Here is a 22,925-nt window from a genome sequence, read left to right on the forward strand (position 1 = left end):
GCTGAAAGGAGTCACGCCATGAGCTTCAGGACACTGGCTGCGAAGTTTCTGGAAGCGGTCAAGGACGACCTGGGCATCCCTGCCCGTTTACGCCGGGTCATCGCCGACATTCCCAAGTTGCGCATGAGGGTGGATGACACCGCCGCCGTCATTGCCTCATCGAGCGTGGTGCGCTGGCATGAGTGGTCGCAGCGTATCGGTTTCGGCCAGGGCAGCGAACAGAACGGTCAGGTCAGGGGCTGGCGCGCCAGCGACGGCCATTACCACAGCGAGCATCGGCAGATCGCCGCACTGGCGCGGCTGGGCAAAACCGAAACCGTGCATGAGTTTGCCTGTGACATCGGTGAGATAACTGGCCTGTCCGCCTCCAAATCCGAGCTGTACAGGTTTTTCTCCCTGCAGCAGATGGCCGAGCAAGCCTGCCAGGCTTTCACTCGCGACATGAGCCAGGAGGGGCTTGCGCAGAACCTGGGCTGGCCGGAGATCGGCATCGTGCATGGCGGCAGCGACTTCATGGTGCGCTACGACTGGGATGTTGGCCTGTACCTGGCCAACAACGGCGGCTCGCACCACTTCGTCGCCGCCCGGCATATCGCCACGCAGTTGCAGCAACCGGTTACGCTGCAGGGTCGCCTGGTCCGCAACGGCCTCGATGCCGAGGCCGCCGCTCAGTTGAACGATGAATACGCCATCTATGCCGTGAACAAGGATGCGTTCTTCAATGATGCACTCGATGCCCTGCGCGACTTCAAGGCCACTCACTATTGGGGCGACCTGCCGCAGCCGTATAACAACGGCATGGCGATCTTCCTGCCCAGAGAAGAAGCGCGCTCACGCAAGGTTGCGCAAATCTTCGCCAGCGAAGGCTTCACCGATGTAGGTGAAATGCTGGTGGAACTGGCGTCGCCGAATGCGGCTGTGGAGCGCCGGGCGCGCCAGGAAAAACTGCGCGCGCGCATTGAAGCCCTGCCAGGCCTGGAAGCAAAAGCCGGCGTGGCACACCTCTTCGGCAAACACGCGGCAGCCGCCCTGCGCGATCAGTTGCCGACACAAGTGGACTGGCAAACCGTGGAGCAGGCCACCCTGGATGAAGCCTTCGGCATTCACCAGCTCGACGCCCAAAGTGTTTACGAAGCGCTCGCCCAATATAGCCCAGGCGCCGTTTCGAGGCATTCACTGCGAACACTGCGCGCCACAGTCGATGGCTACGCGGCGCTGCATGAGCGCCAATTGGCCAACCTGCCTGCACCCGAGGCACCAAGCCCCGACTGAACGCTTGCCCGGTGGCAGGTCAGCTGACAGTCGAGAGCAGGAAATGCGGCCCTGTTGAAACGCCGAAAATCAATTTTTCAACATGCAAAGTTGCCATAAAAAATCAGCTCAACCAGAGCAGTACTGCGCAGCCAGCTGATGAATGCGCGCAGCCGTTTGCTCCTGAGCGCGAGCCTGCTCGCAAGCCCATGACAGCGTCGCCGAATCAGGAAAATCCTCGGTGATCGCCTTTTTTGCGATAAACCACAGGGCGCGCATGACAAACAGCGGGTCTTCCGTCAGTCGCGTATCTCCCGATGACTGCAGGTGAGCAACCAGCGCCTGGGCCGCGCTGGCCAAGCCCTTGTCCTGACTGAACTGGACCAAGGTACCCAATGCTTGCGGCTTCATGGAAGGATGAATCGTCAGCGGCGTGCAGCGCTCGGAATCGAGCAAATCCCAAAACGTCACGCCGTCCTTGCAGACCATGCCCACACGGCGACCACCCGCCATGTCATCGACCTCGATGAAGCTGCCTGGCTGGTATTTGTGGATTTTCATCTTCTAACCCTTACCGATTGACTGGCCGACCATCGCCGGCAACAGGTGCATTCTAAGCAAGCAGGTTGCAAAAAGCGTCACTGCAGTGTTTGCCATCGCCCAGACGTGTAACAGCATTGGCTCACTCAGGGCTCTGGCGCCTCCCAGGCAACGGTTCGCTGCTGCTCGGGCACAACAGGGCAGTCAATCATGGCACGAACCAGTGCCCTGCCGTCCGCCCCGGCAATTTCGTATTCGTCCTTCACGCCGCCTTCCGGCCGGTCTACGATCCATTGCGCAACCTGAGTGAGCCCCTCGCGAATGACCCCCGCCTGCGCACCTGGCGCCACGTGCTGCATGTCTATCGCGATCAGGACACCGCGCTCACCCGTGAATGCCGGCGCCTCATGCACAGCCTCCAGGCGCCCCACCACATTGCCATTGGTATCGTGGAGCGCGATCGGTTCATCGATACTCAGCGATCCTCGATTGCGGGTCAAATCACCGGCCTCTGCAACAATGCGTGCGGCCTCGTAGCCAAAGCCCAGGTCAGCAAAGGCAGAAGAACCTTCGGGGTCGACCCGAAGCACTGCATACTTCGCCGATACGCTCGCGACAGGTAGAGGCACTTCCTTCAGGGCCAGACGCTGGATATGTTCGACCTCAGGCTTTGAGCCCGCAAGCAATGACGTGAGCTCTGCCACTTGCTTGCGCGACTGGACGGCAGCGGCATCGAACTCGTCACCAATCAGCCCCATGGTGCTAGCCATGCTTTCTGAAGGGTTATCCAGCTCGGACGAAGGGTCGCTGATCTTGCTGTTCCACCCCGCCAGCGTCTGCCCCACATGCCTGCCTATTTGCTGGATGAGCGGGGCAGCGAGCGAGCGATCATTTTCGAAAATGACTTTACGACCGCTCACCGGATGGTCGAATGGTTTTTGTTGCCATGCCAGAAAACCGGACGTGCTTTCCCACCCGATAAAATTCAATGTGCCGCTTTCAGCAGGAAACGGCCGGTTATTGATGCGGGTGTACGACCCATCCGCTTCCCGCTTGAACGCCTCATTACCCTTGAGCAACCGGGAGTCGATCAAAGCCTCTTGCAGCCGCGCGGGGTCTTTGATCAACGCATTATATTGCTCGATACGTTCAAGCTCCTTGGGCGGAAAATTCACCAGTTCCACGCCTGCCGACTTCAAGCGGTCATACATGAATGCCAGCGGGCCAGCTGCCAGCAAGTCATTACGATAGCCACCCCCAACCTGCGAATGGGCCCCGGCAAACTTGACCTCTTCGATGCGCGAGTTGTCGTCATTGCGCAGCGCGCTGGTCAAGGGGAATGTCGCACGGTACTCATGCATGGCCACCAGGTGCGTGGTGGACTTGACGTTGTTACTGATCTCCAGATTTTTACTGACGTGACTTTCAGTAGTGGGAATACCGTAAGAGGCAACCGTGTCGAAAATGGCAAGCTTGTTGATTTCAGCCTGACCAGGCGGGATCAGGTAATCGTCCGTGGCTTTCCACTGGCTGTCGAGTCGGGGCACGCCACGGTCAATCACCTCGTTGGTAAAAGCACGGGCCTGCGCCGCCCCGCGGCTGAAGCCGATTACATTCAATTCAATATTCAGATCTGGGTTCTTGTTGCAGAACGTGACGAAGGCATCGTAAGCCTGCTCGATGCGGTTCTGGCTGCCGCGCCCTGTGCCTCGCTCGATCAAGGCGATGGGCCCATTACCCTTCTGGCTCCCCACCCCATCAAGGTAAATTTTCTCCGACTGGCCGGCAAGACCGCCAGGGCCATACTTGCGGGGCGCAGCGCCGGAGTTCAGGGAAAGGTTGGTGCCGTGTGCGGTGTCGTATTCATAAAGCCTAGCCACATTGGTATGGGTACCGAGAGGCGTGTCCCTGTCCTTGTTGTTATCGGTGCCATCCATGTAGACACTAAAATAAACTGTTTTATTCACTTCATATCCCTATGAAAAAACTGCCGCCATCAGCCCTGATTCAATTGCAGAATATGCCTCTTTATGGCCTGCCCGGCGGCCTCGACAAGGCTCAGATAAAACGCCTTGCCCAGGCCGAGCAACGGTGATCCCTTCAATGACTCAGCCGTTGCCTTCAGCGTGATGACGCCGAATTGCTCGGCGATTGTCTCGATACTGCGCTGGCGCTTTCCAGGCTGGTCATAGGGTTTTTGATACCACGTGGCAATCTGGTACTGGGCGTCCTCTCTTTCGAAGGCCGCGTACAAGTGCTGGGCCAGCGCAGTAACCGTTTCACGAATCAGCCCAGGGTCGATATCGTGATCTTCCAGCAATGCTTCGAAAGGGGCATTGGCTACCGCCAGAAGATCTCCGATGGTGTAGCCCGCCATCGGCGGAAACACACCAGGCGGCAACTCGACGGCTGGGCCATTCCCTTCATTTGAACTGTCTTTGTCGTGCATAAAAACATCCTTGCGCTAAATGTGGAAAATCGCACGCTGCCTGTTGGTATTGACCACTACCTGGCCAAATACGGAAAAAAAGGATCGAATCCCTGTCCCCCACTCGGCCAGCCTTGCTTCACGTAACGGATACTTACTGCAATCGCAGCACAGCAGCATGGTAGAGCAGGGTCAGGTCCTGCCTGGCATCCATCACTTCACTGTGAAAAACCGCAGAAACAAAAGGCGCCACCCTGAAGAAATCCGGCAGCACCTGCGGAGCGCTGGCATGGATCGGAAAGACCGGATTGGCCGGCGCAGCCAGCTGAAACTGATAACCAAACCCGCCCAACCCCGCGCGTTCGGACAGCGCCTGGGCGATGCACAGCACCGCCACCAGCCCGATTTCCGCCACATCGTCAGCATACAGTTCACCACCATCGTAGATAAACTGCTCACCACGCACGATGGCCTGGTCCGCCAGGCCGGTCAGAAGCCGTCGAAGCTGGTCTTCCAGTTGATTGTCATCCATGCCAAGCCTCCGCCAAGCGATCCGAGTCAGGTATCAAGATACGCACACGATTGCGCGTCACCGTCCAAGACAACCTGGCGCGGGTAAAATTCCGCCCACACTGGCAAATTGCCAGACCATTGTTGCACCTGACAGCGCCAAGCCATGTGCGGCAGGACAGCGCCGTGGTTCAGCGGCTTTCATCATCGCCGTCTTTGTCACTTGCCGAGCCGCTTCCGGCTGGAAGCGCAGCGTCGTTGAACGCGTGATTCTGGCTCGCTGAATGTTCTGCACCCGCATCAGGCGAGGCAGGCGGCTCCTGGGCCTTGTCGCTGCCGGCAGGTGGCGCCCCACCGGTCAGCGAAGCCTTGTACGCGTCGATCCGGGCGTCTGCACCTTCATGGTAGGCCGCTTTGCCTTCAGACATCGCTGTCGAAAAGGCTTGCTTGTACTCGGCCCCAGCGGCACTTGCAGTAGCGGCTAAACCCGCACCTGCAGTCAGCGCGCCAGCCGATACTGCGTCACGCACCCGGCCACCCAGGGACGCAGAACCCGAGTTGCGCAAAGATTCCACGCCAGAACGCCCCGCAGACAATGCAGCACTGCCCGCGCCACGCATGGCCCTGCCTGTTGCAGCAGCCCCCCCGGCGACCGCCCGCCCGAGGGCGACGCCAGCCGCTTCGCTGCGCTTCTCGCCGAGCGTACGATTGTCAGTCGACGCAGTCTCACCCTTGTTATCGCTGCCTTGGCTTGCACCGCCCGCGCCTTGACCGTTCGCGCTGAGCAGTGGCGTCTTGCCCCCGCGACCACCGCGCGGCCCACCACCCCTCGGCCCACCACCCTCTGGGCCACCACCCTCAGGGCCACCATCAGGAGAACCGCCGCCCTGGGATGTCAGTCGCTTCTGTCCCCCACCCAGGCGCATACCCGAGCCACTCCCGTGCAGCCTCGAACCCACAGAGGCGACGCCGCCGCGCATTTCCGCTGTTGCGCTGGTTTCACCCATGCTGCCAAGGCCGCCGCCGATCCACCTCAGCACCTCGTCAGGCAAGGTCTGAGGCAGACCGAAGATCATGTACAGCACCGGCAGAAGTGTCAGGCCGAACACCATGAACCACCAGGCAAAGGTCAGGAACTCGGCAATGACCCCAACGCCCCCGCTCGAGGAAACGACCGCCCCCCGCATGGCGAAGAAGCCCTGCGCTATGTAGTCGATCACAGGGTCGGATACCAATATCGCGGCAAACAGCCCCAGAACGGCCAGTGCCGGGCGAGCGAACAGGGACAGCAGCAACAGGTAGCCCTGCGTCTGCGAACCCACGAACGTCCGATCGGGTGTCATGTGCATCACGGCCCAGAGCGGGGCAGCAATGATGGATTGCAACACGGCGAGCACCCAGCCGACGAACACGATCATGAACAGCGTGTAGGGCAAGCTGGGAAGGAATACGCCAAAGTAGAAGGCCAGAGGTTCAATATAGGTCGCCAGCAGCGCGAGCTGCTTGATCGGCACCTCCATGACCCAGTCCCACAGCGGGATGACAATCTTGTCGAGATCCAGCCCGTTACCCAGCGCCTTGACCGATGAAACAGTACCGGCCAGCACCCGTACTGCCGTCGCAGCACTTTTGATGGCAACATCGGCGAGCAGTATGCCGCCACGGGCAACGCTCAGGTAATCGCCCACGCACTTCATGCGGTTGAGCGAGCCCCCCATCTGCCCCGCCGTGCCACACAGTGGCGTCTGCCCGTTACTGCCCGCCCCCGTGGCAATCTCGACCACGTTCTGCATCATGCCGTTGACGAACGAGGACATCTTGCTGTCCATGTCCGCCCTCAATGACCCTACGTTGATATCGCTTTGCGGATCTTTGGGGATGAGGCTCGCCAGATCATCGGCCTTGGCGGGCTTTGCACCGTTGTACGCGTCTTTCTCTTCAGCCTTCTTGTCGATTGCCTCGGTCACAGTGGTGAGGCTGTTGCTCAGCAACGAGAAGCGCGCATCCGAGGGCAGCCCCGCAAGGGATGGCGCACCCACCGAGCCCACCGGTTCGGCAAGCACGTTGGCGATCTGCCCTCGCACCATGCCGACTCGCTGGAACCAGCCCCCAGCCGCAGCCCAGCCATCTTTCGTGAGCGTATCCAGAAAACCCTTCAAGCCACTATCGACGTCGCTCTGGCCGTCAGTGACCTCTTTGACGAGGTTCGTCGCAATCTGGTCTTCCTGCGTCCTGACAATCGTATTGAAGCGGTTTGAATCGACCTTGTCCCAACCGGGATCGTTGATGGTCGCTGGCCATGAGTTGACCCACTTGTCCAGCTCGCCCATCAACTTGCCAGCCGCTTTCACCTTCGCTAACTGAGTTTGTTCATGCACCTTCTCCAACGCCTGGGGAATGGGGTCGGTCTTGGTCTGTGCCGCGTAGGTAGACAGCTTCACGGTGCCGCAGAATGGCTCGCCACCGGCCAGGTTGGTTACCGCATTGCGATCCTTGAGGAAAAACGTGTATTCGGTACGCCCATCGACAAACGTCTGCTTGTCATAGACCTGCTCGACCTGTCCATTGCCCAGGCTCGTGCTCTTGGACTGGACAGCGGGCTGGCTACCAGACCCACTGTTGGCGTAGATGGCGTTTGCTGCCCTGGCACAGTAGGAAACAGCAACGTATTGCCGCGCAAAGTCACGCAAGCCGTAGAAGTTACCCGCCTGGTTGACACCCTGAACGATCCCGTCCGACGACAGCACGCCAATCGCCATGCCGGCCTTGTAGGTGCCATTGGCAAAGCCGATACCCCAGAGGGCGAACATCAGGACGATCAACTGGATGAACGAGTAGCCGCTGGTCGTCGGCAGCAATACGGCACCGCCTGCCACGATCCGCACCGGCGTCCACAAGGACGACCAACTCTTGCCCATTGCCTCCCCGTCGTTGGCCGTGTTTGTTACCCCCATCACTGCCACATACGAGACGATCAGCGACCCGATGATCAGGATGCCGCTATTGAAGAAGCTGAACATGGTGGCAAGGATGTTCGCGCCGGCTTCCACAGCGTTAGGGTCAGTACCTGCAACCAGGCTATCGATCACTGGCCCGAAAATTCTGCCAAGCATCTTGACCGATTGATCGGAGCAGTCGCTTGGGTCGCTGCACGGTGAAAACGGCATTTGAGCCATTGTGAATACCTACCTGAATCGAGTTGCGGACGGTTGATCTGAATCGTTCGCGACGAATTCCCTTGGAATGCTCCGTCGTCCTTGAATTGGGCTGTCATCCAACCCGGCAAGCCACAGGGCCCAGGCATGCGTCGAGCCCAAGCCATGGCGCTACCCGTGCAACGTTGACTGCCAGGATAGCGAAAGCGCGCTAATCTTAAACCAGAAATCACCTAATTATCAAAATATTGTTATGTAAGAAAACTAACAAGAACTGACATCAGGATGCTAGCTACCTGAAATTTTTGATAGCGACGCTAGACCGAAGCAAAATGTAAAGTCGTGTAAATATTGGCATTTAGCCATCAAACGATGGATAAATAACCGAATTAGCGTGATAACCTTCGCATTCCGCGGAAAACCCCTCGCGCGCAATGGATCATTCTTCAGATGGTGCTTTCACAGGTTTTGAAGTCGGTTTTCAGGCGCCAAAAGCACGACATCGCGCGCTTTCCCCTGAAGCAAGAATGAATGGCGCGCTTGCACAGCGCCTGCAGAAGAAGGGTGACGGCGTAGCCAGACCCTGACGAAAAGGCTGTTTTACGGGCAGTTGAGCTAATTCGGCAGCAGTGGCAATTTGGCATTAGCGATCTTGGCTTAGTACGCCCCGACTCGCTCGGCGGGGATACTTAAAGTAACCAAAAAAACGATGATTTCGGGGCAGGCCCAAGAAATGCGAAAGCAAAAATGCTAAGGTCAAGCGAATCGATGAACCCATAGGGTTCGCAAGGGTTTATCCAGCACGTCAGCGGAGATCAGTGGATATCCGCATCAGGCCTACGCGACGCGGCGAGCCGCGCAGGGAAGCAGACGATGCTGAATGCCGACTGGTTGGGCGCGTTCAAGCCCTGTGAATAAATGATGGACATAGATGCAGCTATCAATACGTGATGCCAGCCGATTCGTGATCGGTGCTGGGTTAATGCGCGAGAGAGCCATAGAGGCCTCAGGCAATCCGGCAATCAGCTTTGAGAACGTAGCGCAAGCGGCGCTGCGCGAGGGCCCTGACGGCCAGAAAGTCCGGCAGACCATCGACACCCTTGCCGAACATGAGTCGGCATGGCTGCGCAGCACGCCGCCGCACACCCTGCGCACCGACCGGATCATGCAAAGCAGGACAGCCGAAGCCAACGCTTTCACGGCCATTCATTGCGCCGTGATCAGTGCCATTGCCTTTGAGGTTGCCACCCCCACCGAAAAGCCCCATGCAGAATCCGGCCTGCGCCAGTCACTGACCCGTGCTATCGATGCGATCGACCATACCCCAGGTTCGCGAGCGGATCGTGAAGGGCTGCTGGGCAGCCTGCGAGACCAGGTGGTGTCCGCAGCCTCTGACGGCGACTTCATGAAACAAGCGCTGCGCCAGAGCGAACAGGCCTACCTGGCTGCCGAGCTGGACAAGACATTCGCCCGCTACACCAAGCCATCGCTGTCGCGCAGCGAGGACCTCAACGACAACAGCATGTAAGGACGAGACCATGCCGACTGCCCAGGACTTCCAGAGCTTCACAGCCTCCGTATTCCCATCACAAGCGGCGGAAATCGTTATTGCCAAGCAGCCGGTGCTGGCCGAGTACGGTCAGGAGTTGCGCGGTGCAGTCAATCAGCTTGCGCCGGAGGCGTCGCGAGCACTGCTCGCAGAATATGGCGCTGCCTCGCCCACGCTGCTCAGCAGCATCGAAGCGTCCATCCTGCAACGCGAGTTCGCCCATGAACATGCGGCTCAGCAGGCGAACCTTAATCAGAACTGGCTGAACGCGGCCGACGCGCATGCGGCCGGTATCGACGAGTCGGTGGCAGCGGCTGACGATATATGGAATGCGGCTCAGTGATACCCCCAGCCTGCATCGCCTCCCAGCCTGAAAGAAGGGCCGGGTGCCACGGCGACTCGGCGCTTATTCACCACGCCGGCGCAGGGCACCCCACTGCTTAGCGCGAAGCGCTCTTGTACCCGTGCAAGGCATCCTTGCACGAGAGCGACGATACAGTGAAGCGCACCACGTACTGCATATAGTCACCAGGCGCGATATTGGCCGGACGCGCGCCTCTGTCAGCCACCGAATTGTAGGCAAGTACGGCATCACACGTTGTCCAGTCGCCAACCTCGGTATTCTGCTTGGCCGACTGCGTGCGCATCTGCGCAGCAAACCCTGCATCTTCCATGACAACCGGGATACGCTGAGGCGTGGTCGTCAAAGCCACATGCTGCCCACTGCCCACCCCCATGAAGCCTACGCTGATAGTGATGTTACCGTTGCGATCGACACGCGGGAGACCACCAAAACGCGTGGCGAACTGCTGCGTGGCCGCCAACCGAGCAAGGGTCTGCCCTTTCAACCTGGCCCAGTATGCATCGGGCGGATTGTCTGCATCATAGGCAGGTGCCGCCCTGTCGTACGGCTTGCCCGCAAGTTTCAGCGCCAGTTGCCGCTGGAAGTAACGGTCACGGCACCCTTCGTTGACATCGCGATCCAGTTCTTTGCCAGATTTGGCGCTGTACAGCAACGCGGACGCGCAGGTGTAGTCATACTGGCCGTTGAAATACAGGTACTGCCCATTACCAACAGGGCTCTTGGTCGGTATCAGGTCGAGCCCGCCGCTACCTGCTCCACCAGCAACAACGGTCACAAGGCCATTGGGCATCATTGAAGTCAGCGAGCTGACCGTTTCGTCCGAGAAACGAATCTTGGTTGTCCCGTCCGGCATCTGCTCGGTCGTGACACAGCCCGCCATTGCCACGGCGGCCAGCACGGGCAGGATGAATTTACACTTGGTCATGCACGTATCCTTACTTGTAAAGTCTGCTTGAGCGCATCAGAAGAACCGCCCCATGTCTTGCTGCTGCACCTTCGCTTGACGGGTCTCGCGGAGCTGGCGCACCACGTCACCCAGGCGCATCTCGACAGGATCGCCACACGGCTCGCCCACCTCGACCACGTAGCCGTCACACACCGACACCTGGATGAGCTGGACGAAACGAGCAGCGGCCATTCGCGCACGCTTTTCACCCTCGTCGACGAATATGCCCAGCGCCAGCGGTGGCATGCGCGAATCCATGAAGTTCACGCCCTCGACAGACAGGTACAGCCGGTCAGAGACGTAGGCAGCCTCGAAAGGCATGCACGAAGCCCAGGCAGCCTCGAATGGCTGGACGCCCACATACAAGGTGTCGCCTTCCAGGGCAAAGCTGAAACGCCCACTTTGCATGGGCGAGAGCAGTATCACGCGGTCGTGTTCAGGATGGCGCAGCACTTCGTCCCGCTTGAAGTTCGCCGTCCAGCGCAGAAAGTTGGCATACGCCACCACCTGCCTGGCCGCCCGCGCTACACGGGCCCGCTCCTCTGCACTTATTGCCGGCCCGACGTCCTTATGGCCCTGGATCCCCATGTAAATCAGTCCTCGTGCTTTTTGCGTTTTTCCAGCATTGCGAAGAAGTCATCCAGAATCTTGTTCAACATCTTCTGCGGCGTGTGGCCAAAATTCTTGGCGTGCTCCGACACCCGCTCATGGTTGTCATTGCGCAAGGTGTAGGAGTTGGACGGGTCCTTTTTGCGGTTGCGGAACGAAATCAGCCCGGAACGCCGCGCCATCGACATCATGCGCTCGTAGTCCGTGTGCGAAATGTTGAATTTCTTGCGGATGTCGACCTTGGTCAGTCGCTCGTCCGCCTTCATCAGCCGCACAGACTCCACCATCAGGTTATGCAACTGGTTCAGCCGCACCAGGTGGTTGAACCCGCTGTCGATCTGCCCCCGCTCTACAGCCCCGCGATCGGTGTCCGGGCGCGCCAGGCCACTGGAGAGGTTCTTCAGTACGACCTCATCGGACAAGTCGAGCGGGTTTCGGTTCTTCTTGGTTTCCTTGAAATCGGGTGATTCGCCGCTCAGGTAGTACACCGAGCCTTGCTTGGCGATTTCCACTTCCAGGAACGAACAGGCAACCATGAAGATGTCTTCGGTACAGAGCTTGCGCGACACACCCTGCTGAATAGCCTCGCGACTAAGCGGCTCGTCGGCAGCGCGCATCGCGGCCTGGGTATGCTTGGCCCGCTGGATGTCCTGAACCATGTTGAAATACGACTTCAAAGGCAGCACCTTGTCGGACAGGTTGACCAACGGGTGCAACTCCTTGACGGTGTCGGCCAGTACATCTGGCGAGGGGACCAGCAGCGACCTCAGGCCCTGGGCAAGGGACAATAACTTGGCCCCGTCTTTAACTTCATTCGCTGGTCGCATATACGTACCTAAGATTTCCAATCCAAAATAGTCTTAAAGTGCCTGCGCAGGCTTACACACTCCGCTCAAGCAGAACAGCAGCACCAAGCTTCGTAGGCCGGGCCCGCTCTCATTCTCCAATCCTGGAAAAGATCCTCCTTCGGCACCACAAGGCAGCATTCGGGCGACGCGAGAGGGCTCCCCGCCATTCTAAGCGCCCGCAAACCAGCGAAAGGCATACCCCATCCATGGAGCAGGAAGCAATGGCAATCATTGCGGCGCCAGGCATCCAATGTCACCACCCTGACCTGGATCAAGCCCCATTGACTGCAGGGTCTGCTTGGTCAATTCCACCTGCGCCTTGATCGACTCCGGGTCGTTCGCCATCTGCTGCGCGACAGCATTTTCAATCGGCGACTGGGAGGAAGCAAGATGAGACATGGTCGCCATCACCGCAATTACCACCAAAGGCGGCACCAGCCAGGCCATTGCGGTCTTGCGCCGGCGCGACCTGGCCTGGCGCTCGGCATCGCTTGCGGCCTGCTCGCGCAGGGCCTTGCGCGAAGGCTGTGGTGCTGCGCCCTGGTACTGCGGGGCAGTCACAGGAGCCGGGCGCAGGGCCTCTGCAGGCACTGCCGTCCTTTGCGCTTCTTCGCGCTGGAAGTAGTCGTTCAGGGCCTCGTTCAGGCATTCCGAAAGGGCCTGGCGCACCTTGTAGGCAACCAGCGCAGGCTCGATATGGGTAAGCGCACCCTTGCGGTCTGCCTCGGCATGAAACACCAGTTGCAGGGCCGCCAGTTCGTGACTGACCAGCAGCCCGCCATCGCCCTCGATCGCCAGGCTGACGCTACCTTTGAGCACCCGCTGATGGCCATCATCTTCAGCCGCATCGAAGCCGGCCACTACCAGCGACAGCTGCTGGAACGCCCTAGCGATACGCACGGTACGGGTAGCCCGCTGTGCGTCATGGGGACTTTGGCTGTCGAACACCACCAGCAAGTGCTCGCCCGAACCGAAGATTCGGATACTGGGGTCGAACTCAAAGTTCGGCGCTTTGGCTTTCATGTACTTTGCTCCTTAAAGTTTTCCAAAGATGTCTTCAAGCACGACCGCCTGCGAAAGGCCGGTCATCATCCTTGGCTTCCCTGTACGGTGATCGATGAAGAATGCAGCCGGCACACCCGCCTGTTCCTTGCCGTTGTGTTCGAATGCGGCGAACAGAAACGCCAGGTTGGTGCTTAGCTGCTCGACGGTTTCCGGCGATGGCTCGGAGCGGACCTGTTCGTGGTTGCCCAGTACCCGCGCCAGCATCTTCTGGTCCTTGGTCTGCAGGATGGTGGCGGCCAACGGCACGCCATCCGCCGGGTTACCCAGTGCTGCAGACGGGATCCACTTGATCGAATGGCCCTTTGCTGCGTAGGCCCTTGTCAGGTTGTAGGCTTCGCGGCAGTACGGGCAACGCGGGTCGATGATGATGTAGACGGTATCGCCGATGCCGCCCTTGCCTTCCTTGATGCCTGCCAGGGAGTCGACGGTTTTCATCGACTCCGGGATCGCGCCTTTGAAGGTGCCGTCCATGGCTGCAGCTTCGCGCACATTCGGCGCCTCAACGGGTGACATCTGCGGCGCAGCTGGCGCGGCCGCGACCGGGGCAGCTGCAGGCGGCGCAACGACGGCCTGGGCGACGCCAGGCAGGAAGGCATCGGAGATATTGCTGCCCGTTTCGGCATTCCAAGCCACGCCGGTGAACAGCACCGCAGAGTCCGGCGTACTGAAAAGCACCACTTGATGGCCGTTCTTTTCAACGGTCCAGGCGGTCAACCCGCCGAGGCCGACCGGTCGGGCGCTGACGATACGCCCATAGCGCGACACCCGTTGCGCGGTCAGGTCATCAAGCTCCTGCTGGGCAGGGTTAACCTGTGCGGCACCTTGAGCGGTGATGAAGGCAGAGAGGTCCGCCGGTTGTGCCGGGGCGGCATGGGCGACGGAAATACCCGCCGCAAGCGCCGCCAGCACGGCGACAGGTCTTGCAATCACACCCTTCATGGCTCGATGTCCCTATTAAGAATCCAATACGACCATATTCTAACAAAAAAGCAAAAAAAGGCACCAAAAAAACAAAAAAAGGCCATCTACATAGATGGCCATTTGCTTTTATCCAAACCTTCAAGACTGCGCTTCAGGCAACCCCTTCATCGAGCGCTGCCCCTTGTGCCGCGGCATACCTCTCCTGCTGCAGGGCCTCATAGCGCTTCTTGTCGGCTTCGGAATACTTGTACGCCGACATCGCCAGCTCAAGACCGTTGACCGCCTTGTCCAGCTGGGGCTCCGCCAGTGACACCCCCGCTTTGCACTCATACAGGAAATGCGACAGGATCCCCGGCGCTTCCGGGAACCCGGCTTGGCGCCCGATCGTCTGCAGGGCATACCACATGTCACGGTCGAAGAAACGCATCCAGCGCATTTCTGCGGGTGGCAGCACACCCAGGCGGCGCGCCTGGAAGAACATGGCAAAGATGATGGTGCGCACGAATGCGTGCGCGTGCAGGATCGCACTGGCATTGGGGTGCTTGATGTACTTCTGGATGATCGCCCGAGGCTCTTCCAGCGGCACTTCGGGCTTTAGCCAGGCATAAGGGTCGCCCTGCTGCTCGGCCTTGCCGGCAGGTGCCTTGAACTGATCCCAGCACCAGGCAACCATGTAGTCGCTGTCGGCCATTGCCGCCTTGAAGGCATTGTCATCCAGCGCCGTATCGGTGGCGACCACCCGCGGCAACGCTATCGCCACCAGCAGTGTTTCTGCCGGCGTCAGATTGGCAACCCGGGTCCAGTGCTGGCCCAACTGGCGACGCATCACCTCGGTGGTTTTCTCGCGATCCAGGGTTGGTGCCCAGCTGCGATCCGATTGCTCCTGCCAACCACTGATCAGCAAGTGCCGGTAGGCAAACTGGCGGGAGGTCTGCGACATGCCGAACACTGGGTGGTCCAGCGGCTGGGCGATCAGGTCGAGCTCGGCGAACATGCGCAGGTGCGGGTACTGCGCCTTGTTCTCTTGCACAAAGCTCTTGATATTGTGCGTCTTGGTGAACCTGAGCTTGGGGTGGGTCTTGTTGATACGCAGGAACATGCGTACCGACAGGATCACCATCAACAGCAGGAAAAAACCATTCATGAGCAGCGACGACGAAGTGATTTCACCCCACGCCACGCTGGAAAAATCTCGCTGACAGGCACCGATGATGCCTTCCGGCGCACACATGCGCCCGACCCACTGGTTGATCGAGGCAATACCTGGCAGCGCGGCAAAGTCACCCAGCACACTTGGCAACCACAGCTCGACGTAGCGAATGTAGGTGTACACCTTGGCAATCTTGTCGTGAGCGAAGTACCAGGCACCCCACCCCCCGAGGTAAAGCACCGCCATGATCCCGAGCAAAATGGCGGGGTCATCCCAGGTAAAGCTCTTCTGCCCACCTCCCTGTTGCTTCATTCAACGCCTCCTCTGGCCGCCACAAAGACTCTGCCGGTCATGTCTGTCTTGCCAACTACCTGGCCAGTTCCTTGAGCAAATTGTGCGTGGTACGCACTCGCCCCACCATGAACACTGCGGCTCGGCGGCAAACCGCCCGCACAGTCATTTTCTTCACCACCTCGATGTAGACCAGGGCAATCGTCATGCACAGCGCCAGTGGCAGCAGAAACTTCCACAGCGCCGGCACCAGCAGCAACATCAACCACGGTAAGGCGGCACTTGCGTTGATCACGAAAAAACGTGCGGGGGGAGCGCATCTGCTCCAGTGATACCGTCCTGTTGCCATAACTTCTCCGTAAACTCGTTGCAGTCAGCATTAATGGGCAGCCCGCACCTCAGCCGTGGCGCAGGTCGCGGGCAGTCGCCTCGCTGATCAGGCCTGCGGCCAGCAGGCGATCCGCCTCGGCAGCAAAGGTATGCCCTTCTTCACGCACGAACTCGGCAACCCGCTGGGTTACCCGGCCCATGTCGGTCAGGTCCATCAAGGTGTCGCGCACCTGCTCGGTAAATCTCAGCCACGATCGCGCAGCGGTGCGTTTGCCATCCACCGTCGGCACAAGCTTCTGCGCCATCATGAAGCGGCTGGTATCGACGAGGTCGTAGATGGCGGTGGCACGCTCCTGCTCCGGAAAGCGGGAAATCATCCGGCGCATGATCGCCGCCACATCCTTGGCGTGCACCGTGCCAAACACCGGGTGCCCCGTCAGCGACAGCTCCACCGCCGCGCGAATGGTCTCCTGGTCGCGCAACTCGCCGATCACGCACAGGCCAGGCGCACGTCGCATGGCCTCGCGGTTTGCCCGGTAAAAGTCTTTGAAGTGCGTGGGGATCTGCGACTGCACGAAGATCGAATGCTTGCTCTGGACCTTGTCGTAGGTGAATTCGATCGGTTCTTCATGGCTGATCAGGTTGCCCTTGATCGGCGTGTCGTTTTCCAGGATGAAGCGGTTGATGGCGGCAAAGGTGGTGGTCTTGCCATGGCCGGTGGCACCGGCCACATAGACGATGCCATCACGCGGCGTGGCCATTCTGACGATTTCCTCGCTCAGGCCCACGTCCTGGATGCGTGGCGGGTCATCGGGGATGGCCCGGATGACAATCTGGCACGAGGTGTCGCCATGGCAGGCGATGGGCGAGGCGTTTACCCGGTAGGCATAACGCAGGCGCGCACCGCGGGCATCCTTGCGCTCCGGGTCGAACAACTCGTAACGCTCGTTGACCGCCGTGCCGGAGACGATATCGGTGGTGGCGGTGTCCCGATTGGCCGCCATCTTCAGCAGTTCGTTGACTTCCCCGACATCCAGCGCACGCCGGGTGACCGCATACATCCGCCCATATTTCTTCACCACCACCGGCAATGCGGGCTGGATGAAAATGTCGCTGACGCCATGGGTCAGGGTTTCCAGCATCATGGCCTTGAACTGGTCGGCGCGATCGAAACGAAACGGGTCTTCGTAACTGGTCAGGCGCTCCAGGCGCTCGATCATCGCACCCGGTTCCAGCATCATCACGTCGTCGTGGAAGTCCTGCTTCATTGCCGCCCGCCTTCAACACCCGCGGGCTGTCGGGCTGCAGCAGGCGATGACGCCGGGCTGCCAGCGCCGGTTACCGGCGCACGGCGTGGAGGGTTGGCAATGGTCGAAGTAGCGATCGAACTGCGCCACACGTTCATGTTTTCGTTGAACTCGGGCAAGGCGGTGATGCGCAGCAGGGTTTCATCCACCGCCATCGACCGCCCTTCCCGGGTAACCGGGATCTCCGCACCGGAGATGATCGGCATGGTGACCTGGCCATGACGGGCAAACTCATTGAAACGGCGCATACCATCGATATCGCGGTTCATCCGGTCGAAGCCGTAGGTCAGCATCAGGTTGGCCTGCTCGACACCTTGTTGCCAGCCCTCGCGCACGGCCAGTTTCCACACCCGCTCTTCCTCGTCGGAACGCGGCACCAGTGCCGAAACCAACGAGGTGCGGTCGAAGGTGGGCGGCGGGAAGTTCAGGTATTCGCGCCAGCTGGGCGGCACGGAGGAAAAGCGTGCCTGCGACTCGATCTTGTAGGCCGCCCCCGACAGGCGCAGCGTGTAGTCGCCGTCCTGGTTGTACAGGTGGCGCGCTTCGGTGATGACCGGCGGCACGACGCGATCCTGGATCATCAGGCTACTGAAGTCATAGACGGTGTCGAACTCACGCTCGCGCAGCTTCAGGGCTTTGTTGATGTTGGTCAGCTGCCACGCCAGGCCAGCCTTCACCCCCACCTGCAATGCCGCATCGAGAATGGCTTCGCCGCGCGCGGCCGATGCCTGGTTCTTCTCGTCACGCATGGCCTCGATAGCCGACCTGGCATCGCCGGCGTCACTCTGCTGCTGCACGTAGGCGGGTTTGTCATAGAGGCGCTCGGCGTCCTCGAGGGTCATCGGAGGCATGTCCATCGCCATGTTCAGCCCCTCCCCAGCGCCAGCGGTACCGGCTTGTAGATCAAGCGCAGCGTGTTGGTGCTCTTGTCCAGCACCACATCGGCACCGGTATCGATCTGTGCACCCACATCCTTCAGCACATTGATCGGCGTTGCCTTGCGCACCCACACGTTGATGGGCTTGAGATCGACGCGCTTGCCGCTCTCGACATAGGCGTAGCCATAACGGCTGGCGAAGGTCTGCAGAAGCTCCTGAGGCTTGCCAATGAAGTCGATGTCGACCTGGTCGGTGTCTACTGCAGCCTGCCGCGAAGCAGCTTGCACACGGTCGGCGTTCAGCCGCGAAACGTAGGTGTGCTGAGAATTGACCGCTACCGACACCTTGTCGGCGATGATCCGGCTGGCAAACGCCTCGGTGTCTTCGGTAGTAGGCTTGGCAGAGCTGGCACAACCACCCAGCGCAACCAGTGCCACCAGCACACCGCCAGCCTTGCAGGCGCGTGCACCCATGCGTATTCCTTTCATGTAAAAACTCCTGAAGTTGTCTTGTTCATCGACCCGGGGTAACCCTTGCCCAGAAGCCTTGGCATTCTGCGGCGACCTGCGTTACTGGTAGCTGACCACCAGCCTGGCGTGGCGCTGCCGCTCGAGGTACTTGCCCCATTTCACCGCCAGCGGGATCAGGTCTTTCTTGTAGATGTCGTTGAATTTGCGGGTACGCGAGTGGTAATTGGCGGCGCGGGTCCAGAAGTCCTGGCCGTTGTTCTCGTCCAGCTTCTGGCGCAGCAGCCATGCCGCCAACTCCGCGTTGTAACAACCGCGCCAGGCAACATCGGACTTGGTGATCGCCGGGTATGCGGCAAACACGCCTTTCGGGCCCCAGTGGGTGGTATTGATCTGGAAGTGGCCAAGGTCGAAGGTGCCATTGCGGTTCGACACGCTTTGGCCGTTCTTGCCGCTTTCCTTGCTGGAGATGGCCAACAGCACGTTGGCCGGCACACCCTGGCGCTGGGCGGCCTGCACGACGCAGTCGATATCCGCAGGCCGCACGGCATAGAAGTCATCGGCCAGTGCCTGCATGGCGCAGCACATCAGGGCGATGAACAGCCACTGGGGCCGTTTGCGCATCATGGTCAGATGATCCATTTCTGGTGCTGGAACCAGAACCAGAACGCGCCCTCGACGAACAGCTGCCCGGTCGAGACCTGCCAGCTACGATAGGACTTCTTCATGCCGAATACCCACAGCGCGAAGCCGATCGACAGCCAGTTGAGGGCGATCAGAATGCCCGCGCCGGTCGCGAGCATGTAGATGAACCCGGCAATCGCAGCAGCGCTGGCAATGAAGAACGCCCTGGAGTGCAAGCGGTGGCTACGGGCAATCCGGTCGATCTCGTCACGTTCGATGGTGGTCAACTGCGCCTTGACTCGCTCGTTGCGGTAGCGCGCGGCATGCTCCTTGACCTTCTTGACGTCATCCTCTTCAAGCAAGGCGAAGCCGCAGTTGTTGCAACCCCAGCTGTGCAGCACACGCATCTTGCCTTTCGGCCCCTGCTCGAACTCCTGATGGTCACCTTCCGTCTTTAGCAGCACACCCCGCTCGCACTCGGGGCACGCTGGGCTGAAGTTGGAACGCCAGAGTGCCTTGATGTGCTGGTTGCCCATGCGCAGCTGATTCACGCCAAGCACCGCCATCGGCATGGTGATGAACGCGAACTTCGCAGCTTTCTTCCCTGAACTGAACAACCCCATCGCCTCACCTTAGCATGCAAAAATTCTTGTTTCTGATTATCTGTCAGATATCTATCGTCGTCAATTTATGACAAAAAATAGAATCACACGCCGATCTAGGGCTCTGACGCCCGGTCTTACTTGGGCGGCTGCTCTTTCATCATCAGGCGGCACTTGGCCTGCAGGTCATTCAGCCGCTCGCGCATGCCGGCCACACCCTGAGCAGCGGGCTCAGGGGTAACGCTGTAGTCCGTTTGCCGGGCAATTTCTGCGCAGGTTTGCTCGATCCGCTCTTGTGCGGCCCACTTGTCCGACAGCGATGCAAAGCCTTCGCCGCTGGCCATCAGCTGCATGTCGAGCATCTGCTGAGGCACGACCATGGCCAGCTCACGCGCCCATTCATCGTCCAGTTCCTGCTCGTCAACCGGTGCAATGGCAGGCGTCACTGGCGTCACGGCCAAAAGGTCGGCAACGGCGAGGATGCTTGCCTGAATCCCCTCCGGGCTCATGGGGTCAATTTGTGGTGCGGGCACTGGAGCTGCTGTAACCATGACCGCATCCGGCACATCGGCGGGGGCCTGCGGCGCCGGTTTTTCTGCCAGTGGTGCTGCTGGAGCCGGCTTCTTCAGGTCGCCGGACAAATACGCCCCAAGCACGCCGAGCGAGGTGTCCAACCGGCCCAGCAAAGGCCGGTCAGGGTCGGCATAGTTATGCTCGAACACACTGTGCATGCGGGCAAGAGTTGGGTCACCCTTCACTACCGCGCGTACCCGTTTGGCGAAAGAGCCATCCTTCAGGCTGTCGACGAATGCCTGGCGCGACTGCCGGTTCTGCGGCAGGTCCGAAGGCTCAGGTGGCTCGACCGGAATGAAATCGTTGATGCGCATTTCCTTCGGCGCCGGGCCGGCCGTGTAGAAGCCCAGGCCGCGAATAAGCGCCACGCCACCGGTCTTGCCATTTTGCGATTTCTTGCCGATCAGGAAGGTGAACTCGCCGTTCTCCTGCATGGCGACGTCGTCGTAGTTCAACCGGCTGCGCTGCTCGATGGCAATGTTGTCCGACTGCCGCAATTTTTCGTTGCCCGCAACACGTTCGAAGTTGCCCAGCATGGCTTGCGAAGACTCGGCCGCCGCACCCTGCACGCGCCGCCAGGTTTCCGATTCGGTGCCCGAGGTCAGGCGGCCAACGGCGCGAATGTTGGTGTTTTCCCAGGTGGCATCCGCTTCTTCGGCGCTGGATTTCTTCAGCGAGGAAAAGTCCTGCGCAGCGAAGGTGACACTGAAGCCCAGGCTACGCGCTTGGGCCGGGGCCACGGCAAAGCCGACCACGGCGTAATAGCCATATTCGTCGAGAATGGTATAGAACGGGAACTTCGAGCCGGTCGGCCGGCTGTCGATGATTTCGCGCACTACCCCTTCGACCCGGTTGCCCAGGCAGCCGGCCATCATCTGCTTGATGCTGCCTACAATCATCTTGCCAAGCATGCGCATGCTGTCCGGTGCACGCTCCAGCGCCGGCAGCAGCACCACCAGCAAGCGGCGGTTGATCACCACATCATAGAAGTCCACGTCACCGACGCGGGTCTTGAAGATATGGCCGTAGTTGAAGGTCAGGTCGTTGAAGATCCGTCCCAGCTGCATGACGATGTAGCCGTGCTGCTCCAGGGTCTTGGTTTCCTGCTTCTTGAACTTCGCCTTCTGGTAGCCTGGCAGCGTTAGCAGGTACGAGCGCAGCGGGGCGACGATCACGTCGAACATCTCACCGTACTTGCCGCCGTGCTCCCACACCAGATCTTCGATGACGTTCAGCTCGAAATATTCCAGGTACTTCTCGGGCGACAGGTTGATGTGCCCCTTGTCCCGCAGGTAGGTCAGCGGCCGCGTCAGGGCTGCCACGAACATGATCGCCCGCCCCTTCCACATGTCACCGCCGCCGCCGGAATCATCCATTAGCGACACAATCAGCTCGATCAACATGCCCGACGAGGTGTTGCCCATCATGTTCATGTTGTTGGTCACCTTGTCGACTTGCTTCTCGACGAAGTCGCGGCCAGAGGTGATGAAGTTGATGATCAGCAGGTCATCTTCGCGGCCCAGGTAGCGCGACAGGCGGAAGATTTCCTTCTGCAGCTTGGGGTCACCCTTGCCGTCGACGTAGATGAAACCAGTGTTCTGCACCAAGGCGTTGAAGACGATGCCGAGCAACAGCTCGGTGTTATGGGTGACCAGGCTGTCGTCAGTGATGTAGAGGTGATGCGGGTGATCGATCTCGATGCACTGGCAAGGTGCCTGGCCGGCAGCCGTCACTTTCCACACCTCGGCCCAGCCATTGAACTTGGCCGAGCCGCGCTTCTTGCGCACCTTGGGCAGCATCACCACGATGCCGCGCCCCATCAACTCGCGAATGGCGTCGGTGGTCACGGTATGGGCTTCTTCGCTGCCATCCTGCCCGCGGGTAAGCACCCGCCACAGGTGGTCACCCGTGGCTTGCGCCCGGCGCCCGTCACGCGTGGCCACGGTCCAGATCGGCTGGATGCCCTGCTCAATCACCCGCAGCACCGCAGCCTGCTTGCCATCGGGCGTGCACACGCTGTCGCCGACCCGGATGCGGCCCATTTCCACCCAGCCGCCCGGAGTCAGCACCTTGGCATGCTTGGGCTGCGGCTTACCGGAGCCAGTGGTGCCCAGCACCAACTGGTGGGTGCGTAGGTCACTGTCGCCGGCGTAGATCTGCTCTTTGCTCTCCAGGTCATTGCCGAAGAGAGTCACGCCCTCACCTTTCTTCTTGCCCTTGTACGAGCCGTCATTGACGTCCGCCAGCTTAGGCACCCGATAAGGGAAATCGAACGTGCGATTGTCGACGTCGACGAACTTGCGCTTGAACGCCCAGGCCAGCAGCAACAGCAGCTCACCGGAAAAGGGCACCTTGATCGAAATCAGCGCCAGGACCGGTAGCGCGAAGGTTCCGAAAACCGCGCCGTCGGCCGACTGGAAGAAATCACTGAAGCGCTGCCCGGCCAGGCGGGTATCCTTGCGCCTGCGGCTGTTGCTGATTTCATGCTGACGGGATGCGCCCTTGTACTGAGCCATC

Annotated in this window: 21 protein-coding genes; 3 read left to right on the plus strand and 18 right to left on the minus strand. The window is 60.0% G+C overall.

Annotated elements, in window-relative coordinates; all coding sequences use genetic code 11:
• Positions 1–18: 18 nt before the first annotated feature.
• Positions 19–1,272, plus strand: coding sequence for a DUF6685 family protein (locus tag ACI7M0_RS23195; protein ID WP_129932628.1), 1,254 nt, complete (start codon positions 19–21; stop codon positions 1,270–1,272).
• A gap of 108 nt (positions 1,273–1,380) precedes the next feature.
• Here ACI7M0_RS23195 and ACI7M0_RS23200 read toward each other — a convergent pair whose 3' ends face one another.
• The 5 genes from ACI7M0_RS23200 to ACI7M0_RS23220 all read right to left on the minus strand — a co-directional run bounded on the left by ACI7M0_RS23200 (position 1,381) and on the right by ACI7M0_RS23220 (position 7,905).
• The gene (locus tag ACI7M0_RS23200) at positions 1,381–1,812 is read right to left on the minus strand and encodes a hypothetical protein (protein ID WP_129932629.1); all 432 of its coding nucleotides are present in this window, start codon (positions 1,810–1,812) and stop codon (positions 1,381–1,383) included.
• 125 nt (positions 1,813–1,937) lie between these two features.
• The gene (locus ACI7M0_RS23205) at positions 1,938–3,758 is read right to left on the minus strand and encodes a phospholipase effector Tle1 domain-containing protein (RefSeq protein WP_256658217.1); all 1,821 of its coding nucleotides are present in this window, start codon (positions 3,756–3,758) and stop codon (positions 1,938–1,940) included.
• 29 nt (positions 3,759–3,787) lie between these two features.
• A complete protein-coding gene (locus tag ACI7M0_RS23210; protein WP_129932630.1) occupies positions 3,788–4,240 on the minus strand; it encodes a hypothetical protein in 453 nt (150 codons plus the stop codon).
• A 133-nt stretch (positions 4,241–4,373) separates the two neighbouring features.
• Positions 4,374–4,751: a hypothetical protein gene (locus ACI7M0_RS23215; RefSeq protein WP_064490855.1), complete on the minus strand. Its 378-nt coding sequence runs from the start codon at positions 4,749–4,751 to the stop codon at positions 4,374–4,376.
• Positions 4,752–4,920: 169 nt separating this feature from the next.
• Positions 4,921–7,905 carry a DotA/TraY family protein gene (locus ACI7M0_RS23220; protein WP_119713266.1) on the minus strand — a complete coding sequence of 995 codons (2,985 nt, stop codon included), beginning with the start codon at positions 7,903–7,905 and terminating at the stop codon, positions 4,921–4,923.
• A gap of 961 nt (positions 7,906–8,866) precedes the next feature.
• Here ACI7M0_RS23220 and ACI7M0_RS23225 point away from each other — a divergent pair.
• Both ACI7M0_RS23225 and ACI7M0_RS23230 read left to right on the plus strand, forming a co-directional pair.
• Positions 8,867–9,412 (plus strand): hypothetical protein, encoded by a 546-nt coding sequence (locus tag ACI7M0_RS23225; protein WP_231114228.1) that lies wholly within the window; start codon positions 8,867–8,869, stop codon positions 9,410–9,412.
• 10 nt (positions 9,413–9,422) lie between these two features.
• Positions 9,423–9,776, plus strand: coding sequence for a hypothetical protein (locus tag ACI7M0_RS23230; RefSeq protein WP_014592456.1), 354 nt, complete (start codon positions 9,423–9,425; stop codon positions 9,774–9,776).
• 97 nt (positions 9,777–9,873) lie between these two features.
• On the opposite strand, the gene ACI7M0_RS23235 is transcribed toward ACI7M0_RS23230, so the two are convergent.
• The 13 genes from ACI7M0_RS23235 to ACI7M0_RS23295 form a co-directional block, all read right to left on the minus strand.
• Positions 9,874–10,722: a hypothetical protein gene (locus ACI7M0_RS23235; protein WP_129933039.1), complete on the minus strand. Its 849-nt coding sequence runs from the start codon at positions 10,720–10,722 to the stop codon at positions 9,874–9,876.
• 36 nt (positions 10,723–10,758) lie between these two features.
• Positions 10,759–11,331, minus strand: coding sequence for a hypothetical protein (locus ACI7M0_RS23240; protein WP_231114229.1), 573 nt, complete (start codon positions 11,329–11,331; stop codon positions 10,759–10,761).
• Positions 11,332–11,336: 5 nt separating this feature from the next.
• On the minus strand, positions 11,337–12,140 hold the full coding sequence (locus ACI7M0_RS23245; RefSeq protein WP_019438933.1) for a hypothetical protein: 804 nt from the start codon (positions 12,138–12,140) through the stop codon (positions 11,337–11,339).
• Between the two features lie 288 nt (positions 12,141–12,428).
• A complete protein-coding gene (locus tag ACI7M0_RS23250; RefSeq protein WP_129933038.1) occupies positions 12,429–13,223 on the minus strand; it encodes a hypothetical protein in 795 nt (264 codons plus the stop codon).
• Between the two features lie 12 nt (positions 13,224–13,235).
• On the minus strand, positions 13,236–14,204 hold the full coding sequence (locus ACI7M0_RS23255; protein WP_076402287.1) for a hypothetical protein: 969 nt from the start codon (positions 14,202–14,204) through the stop codon (positions 13,236–13,238).
• A 133-nt stretch (positions 14,205–14,337) separates the two neighbouring features.
• Positions 14,338–15,648: a type IV secretion protein gene (locus ACI7M0_RS23260; RefSeq protein ID WP_076402288.1), complete on the minus strand. Its 1,311-nt coding sequence runs from the start codon at positions 15,646–15,648 to the stop codon at positions 14,338–14,340.
• Positions 15,649–15,703: 55 nt separating this feature from the next.
• Positions 15,704–15,922 carry a hypothetical protein gene (locus ACI7M0_RS23265; RefSeq protein WP_019438931.1) on the minus strand — a complete coding sequence of 73 codons (219 nt, stop codon included), beginning with the start codon at positions 15,920–15,922 and terminating at the stop codon, positions 15,704–15,706.
• 103 nt (positions 15,923–16,025) lie between these two features.
• Positions 16,026–17,225 carry an ATPase, T2SS/T4P/T4SS family gene (locus tag ACI7M0_RS23270; protein WP_014592463.1) on the minus strand — a complete coding sequence of 400 codons (1,200 nt, stop codon included), beginning with the start codon at positions 17,223–17,225 and terminating at the stop codon, positions 16,026–16,028.
• Complete coding sequence (locus ACI7M0_RS23275) at positions 17,222–18,115, minus strand: type IV secretory system conjugative DNA transfer family protein (protein WP_230855413.1); 894 nt, start codon at positions 18,113–18,115, stop codon at positions 17,222–17,224. The genes ACI7M0_RS23270 and ACI7M0_RS23275 overlap by 4 nt, the downstream gene beginning before the upstream one ends.
• A 14-nt stretch (positions 18,116–18,129) precedes the next feature.
• Positions 18,130–18,630, minus strand: a complete 501-nt coding sequence (locus ACI7M0_RS23280) for a DotD/TraH family lipoprotein (RefSeq protein ID WP_223279199.1) — start codon at positions 18,628–18,630, stop codon at positions 18,130–18,132.
• A gap of 81 nt (positions 18,631–18,711) precedes the next feature.
• The gene (locus tag ACI7M0_RS23285) at positions 18,712–19,236 is read right to left on the minus strand and encodes a transglycosylase SLT domain-containing protein (protein WP_064491229.1); all 525 of its coding nucleotides are present in this window, start codon (positions 19,234–19,236) and stop codon (positions 18,712–18,714) included.
• A 2-nt stretch (positions 19,237–19,238) separates the two neighbouring features.
• Positions 19,239–19,856, minus strand: a complete 618-nt coding sequence (locus ACI7M0_RS23290; protein WP_014592467.1) for a hypothetical protein — start codon at positions 19,854–19,856, stop codon at positions 19,239–19,241.
• A 116-nt stretch (positions 19,857–19,972) separates the two neighbouring features.
• Positions 19,973–22,924: a type IV secretion protein DotL gene (locus ACI7M0_RS23295; protein ID WP_129933037.1), complete on the minus strand. Its 2,952-nt coding sequence runs from the start codon at positions 22,922–22,924 to the stop codon at positions 19,973–19,975.
• Between the last annotated feature and the right edge of the window lies 1 nt (position 22,925).

Origin of the sequence: Pseudomonas sp. 10(2024) (assembly GCF_045164175.1) — a bacterium.
GTDB lineage: Bacteria > Pseudomonadota > Gammaproteobacteria > Pseudomonadales > Pseudomonadaceae > Aquipseudomonas > Aquipseudomonas alloputida.

Excerpts from the sequence above, each read along its gene's own strand:
- ACI7M0_RS23195 (WP_129932628.1), top strand. The coding sequence starts at position 19 with ATGAGCTTCAGGACACTGGCTGCGAAGTTTCTGGAAGCGGTCAAGGAC.
- ACI7M0_RS23200 (WP_129932629.1), bottom strand. The coding sequence starts at position 1,812 with ATGAAAATCCACAAATACCAGCCAGGCAGCTTCATCGAGGTCGATGAC.
- ACI7M0_RS23210 (WP_129932630.1), bottom strand. The coding sequence starts at position 4,240 with ATGCACGACAAAGACAGTTCAAATGAAGGGAATGGCCCAGCCGTCGAG.
- ACI7M0_RS23215 (WP_064490855.1), bottom strand. The coding sequence starts at position 4,751 with ATGGATGACAATCAACTGGAAGACCAGCTTCGACGGCTTCTGACCGGC.
- ACI7M0_RS23220 (WP_119713266.1), bottom strand. The coding sequence starts at position 7,905 with ATGGCTCAAATGCCGTTTTCACCGTGCAGCGACCCAAGCGACTGCTCC.
- ACI7M0_RS23225 (WP_231114228.1), top strand. The coding sequence starts at position 8,867 with ATGCGCGAGAGAGCCATAGAGGCCTCAGGCAATCCGGCAATCAGCTTT.
- ACI7M0_RS23230 (WP_014592456.1), top strand. The coding sequence starts at position 9,423 with ATGCCGACTGCCCAGGACTTCCAGAGCTTCACAGCCTCCGTATTCCCA.
- ACI7M0_RS23235 (WP_129933039.1), bottom strand. The coding sequence starts at position 10,722 with ATGACCAAGTGTAAATTCATCCTGCCCGTGCTGGCCGCCGTGGCAATG.
- ACI7M0_RS23240 (WP_231114229.1), bottom strand. The coding sequence starts at position 11,331 with ATGGGGATCCAGGGCCATAAGGACGTCGGGCCGGCAATAAGTGCAGAG.
- ACI7M0_RS23250 (WP_129933038.1), bottom strand. The coding sequence starts at position 13,223 with ATGAAAGCCAAAGCGCCGAACTTTGAGTTCGACCCCAGTATCCGAATC.
- ACI7M0_RS23255 (WP_076402287.1), bottom strand. The coding sequence starts at position 14,204 with ATGAAGGGTGTGATTGCAAGACCTGTCGCCGTGCTGGCGGCGCTTGCG.
- ACI7M0_RS23260 (WP_076402288.1), bottom strand. The coding sequence starts at position 15,648 with ATGAAGCAACAGGGAGGTGGGCAGAAGAGCTTTACCTGGGATGACCCC.
- ACI7M0_RS23270 (WP_014592463.1), bottom strand. The coding sequence starts at position 17,225 with ATGAAGCAGGACTTCCACGACGACGTGATGATGCTGGAACCGGGTGCG.
- ACI7M0_RS23275 (WP_230855413.1), bottom strand. The coding sequence starts at position 18,115 with ATGCCTCCGATGACCCTCGAGGACGCCGAGCGCCTCTATGACAAACCC.
- ACI7M0_RS23280 (WP_223279199.1), bottom strand. The coding sequence starts at position 18,630 with ATGAAAGGAATACGCATGGGTGCACGCGCCTGCAAGGCTGGCGGTGTG.
- ACI7M0_RS23285 (WP_064491229.1), bottom strand. The coding sequence starts at position 19,236 with ATGATGCGCAAACGGCCCCAGTGGCTGTTCATCGCCCTGATGTGCTGC.
- ACI7M0_RS23290 (WP_014592467.1), bottom strand. The coding sequence starts at position 19,856 with ATGGGGTTGTTCAGTTCAGGGAAGAAAGCTGCGAAGTTCGCGTTCATC.
- ACI7M0_RS23295 (WP_129933037.1), bottom strand. The coding sequence starts at position 22,924 with ATGGCTCAGTACAAGGGCGCATCCCGTCAGCATGAAATCAGCAACAGC.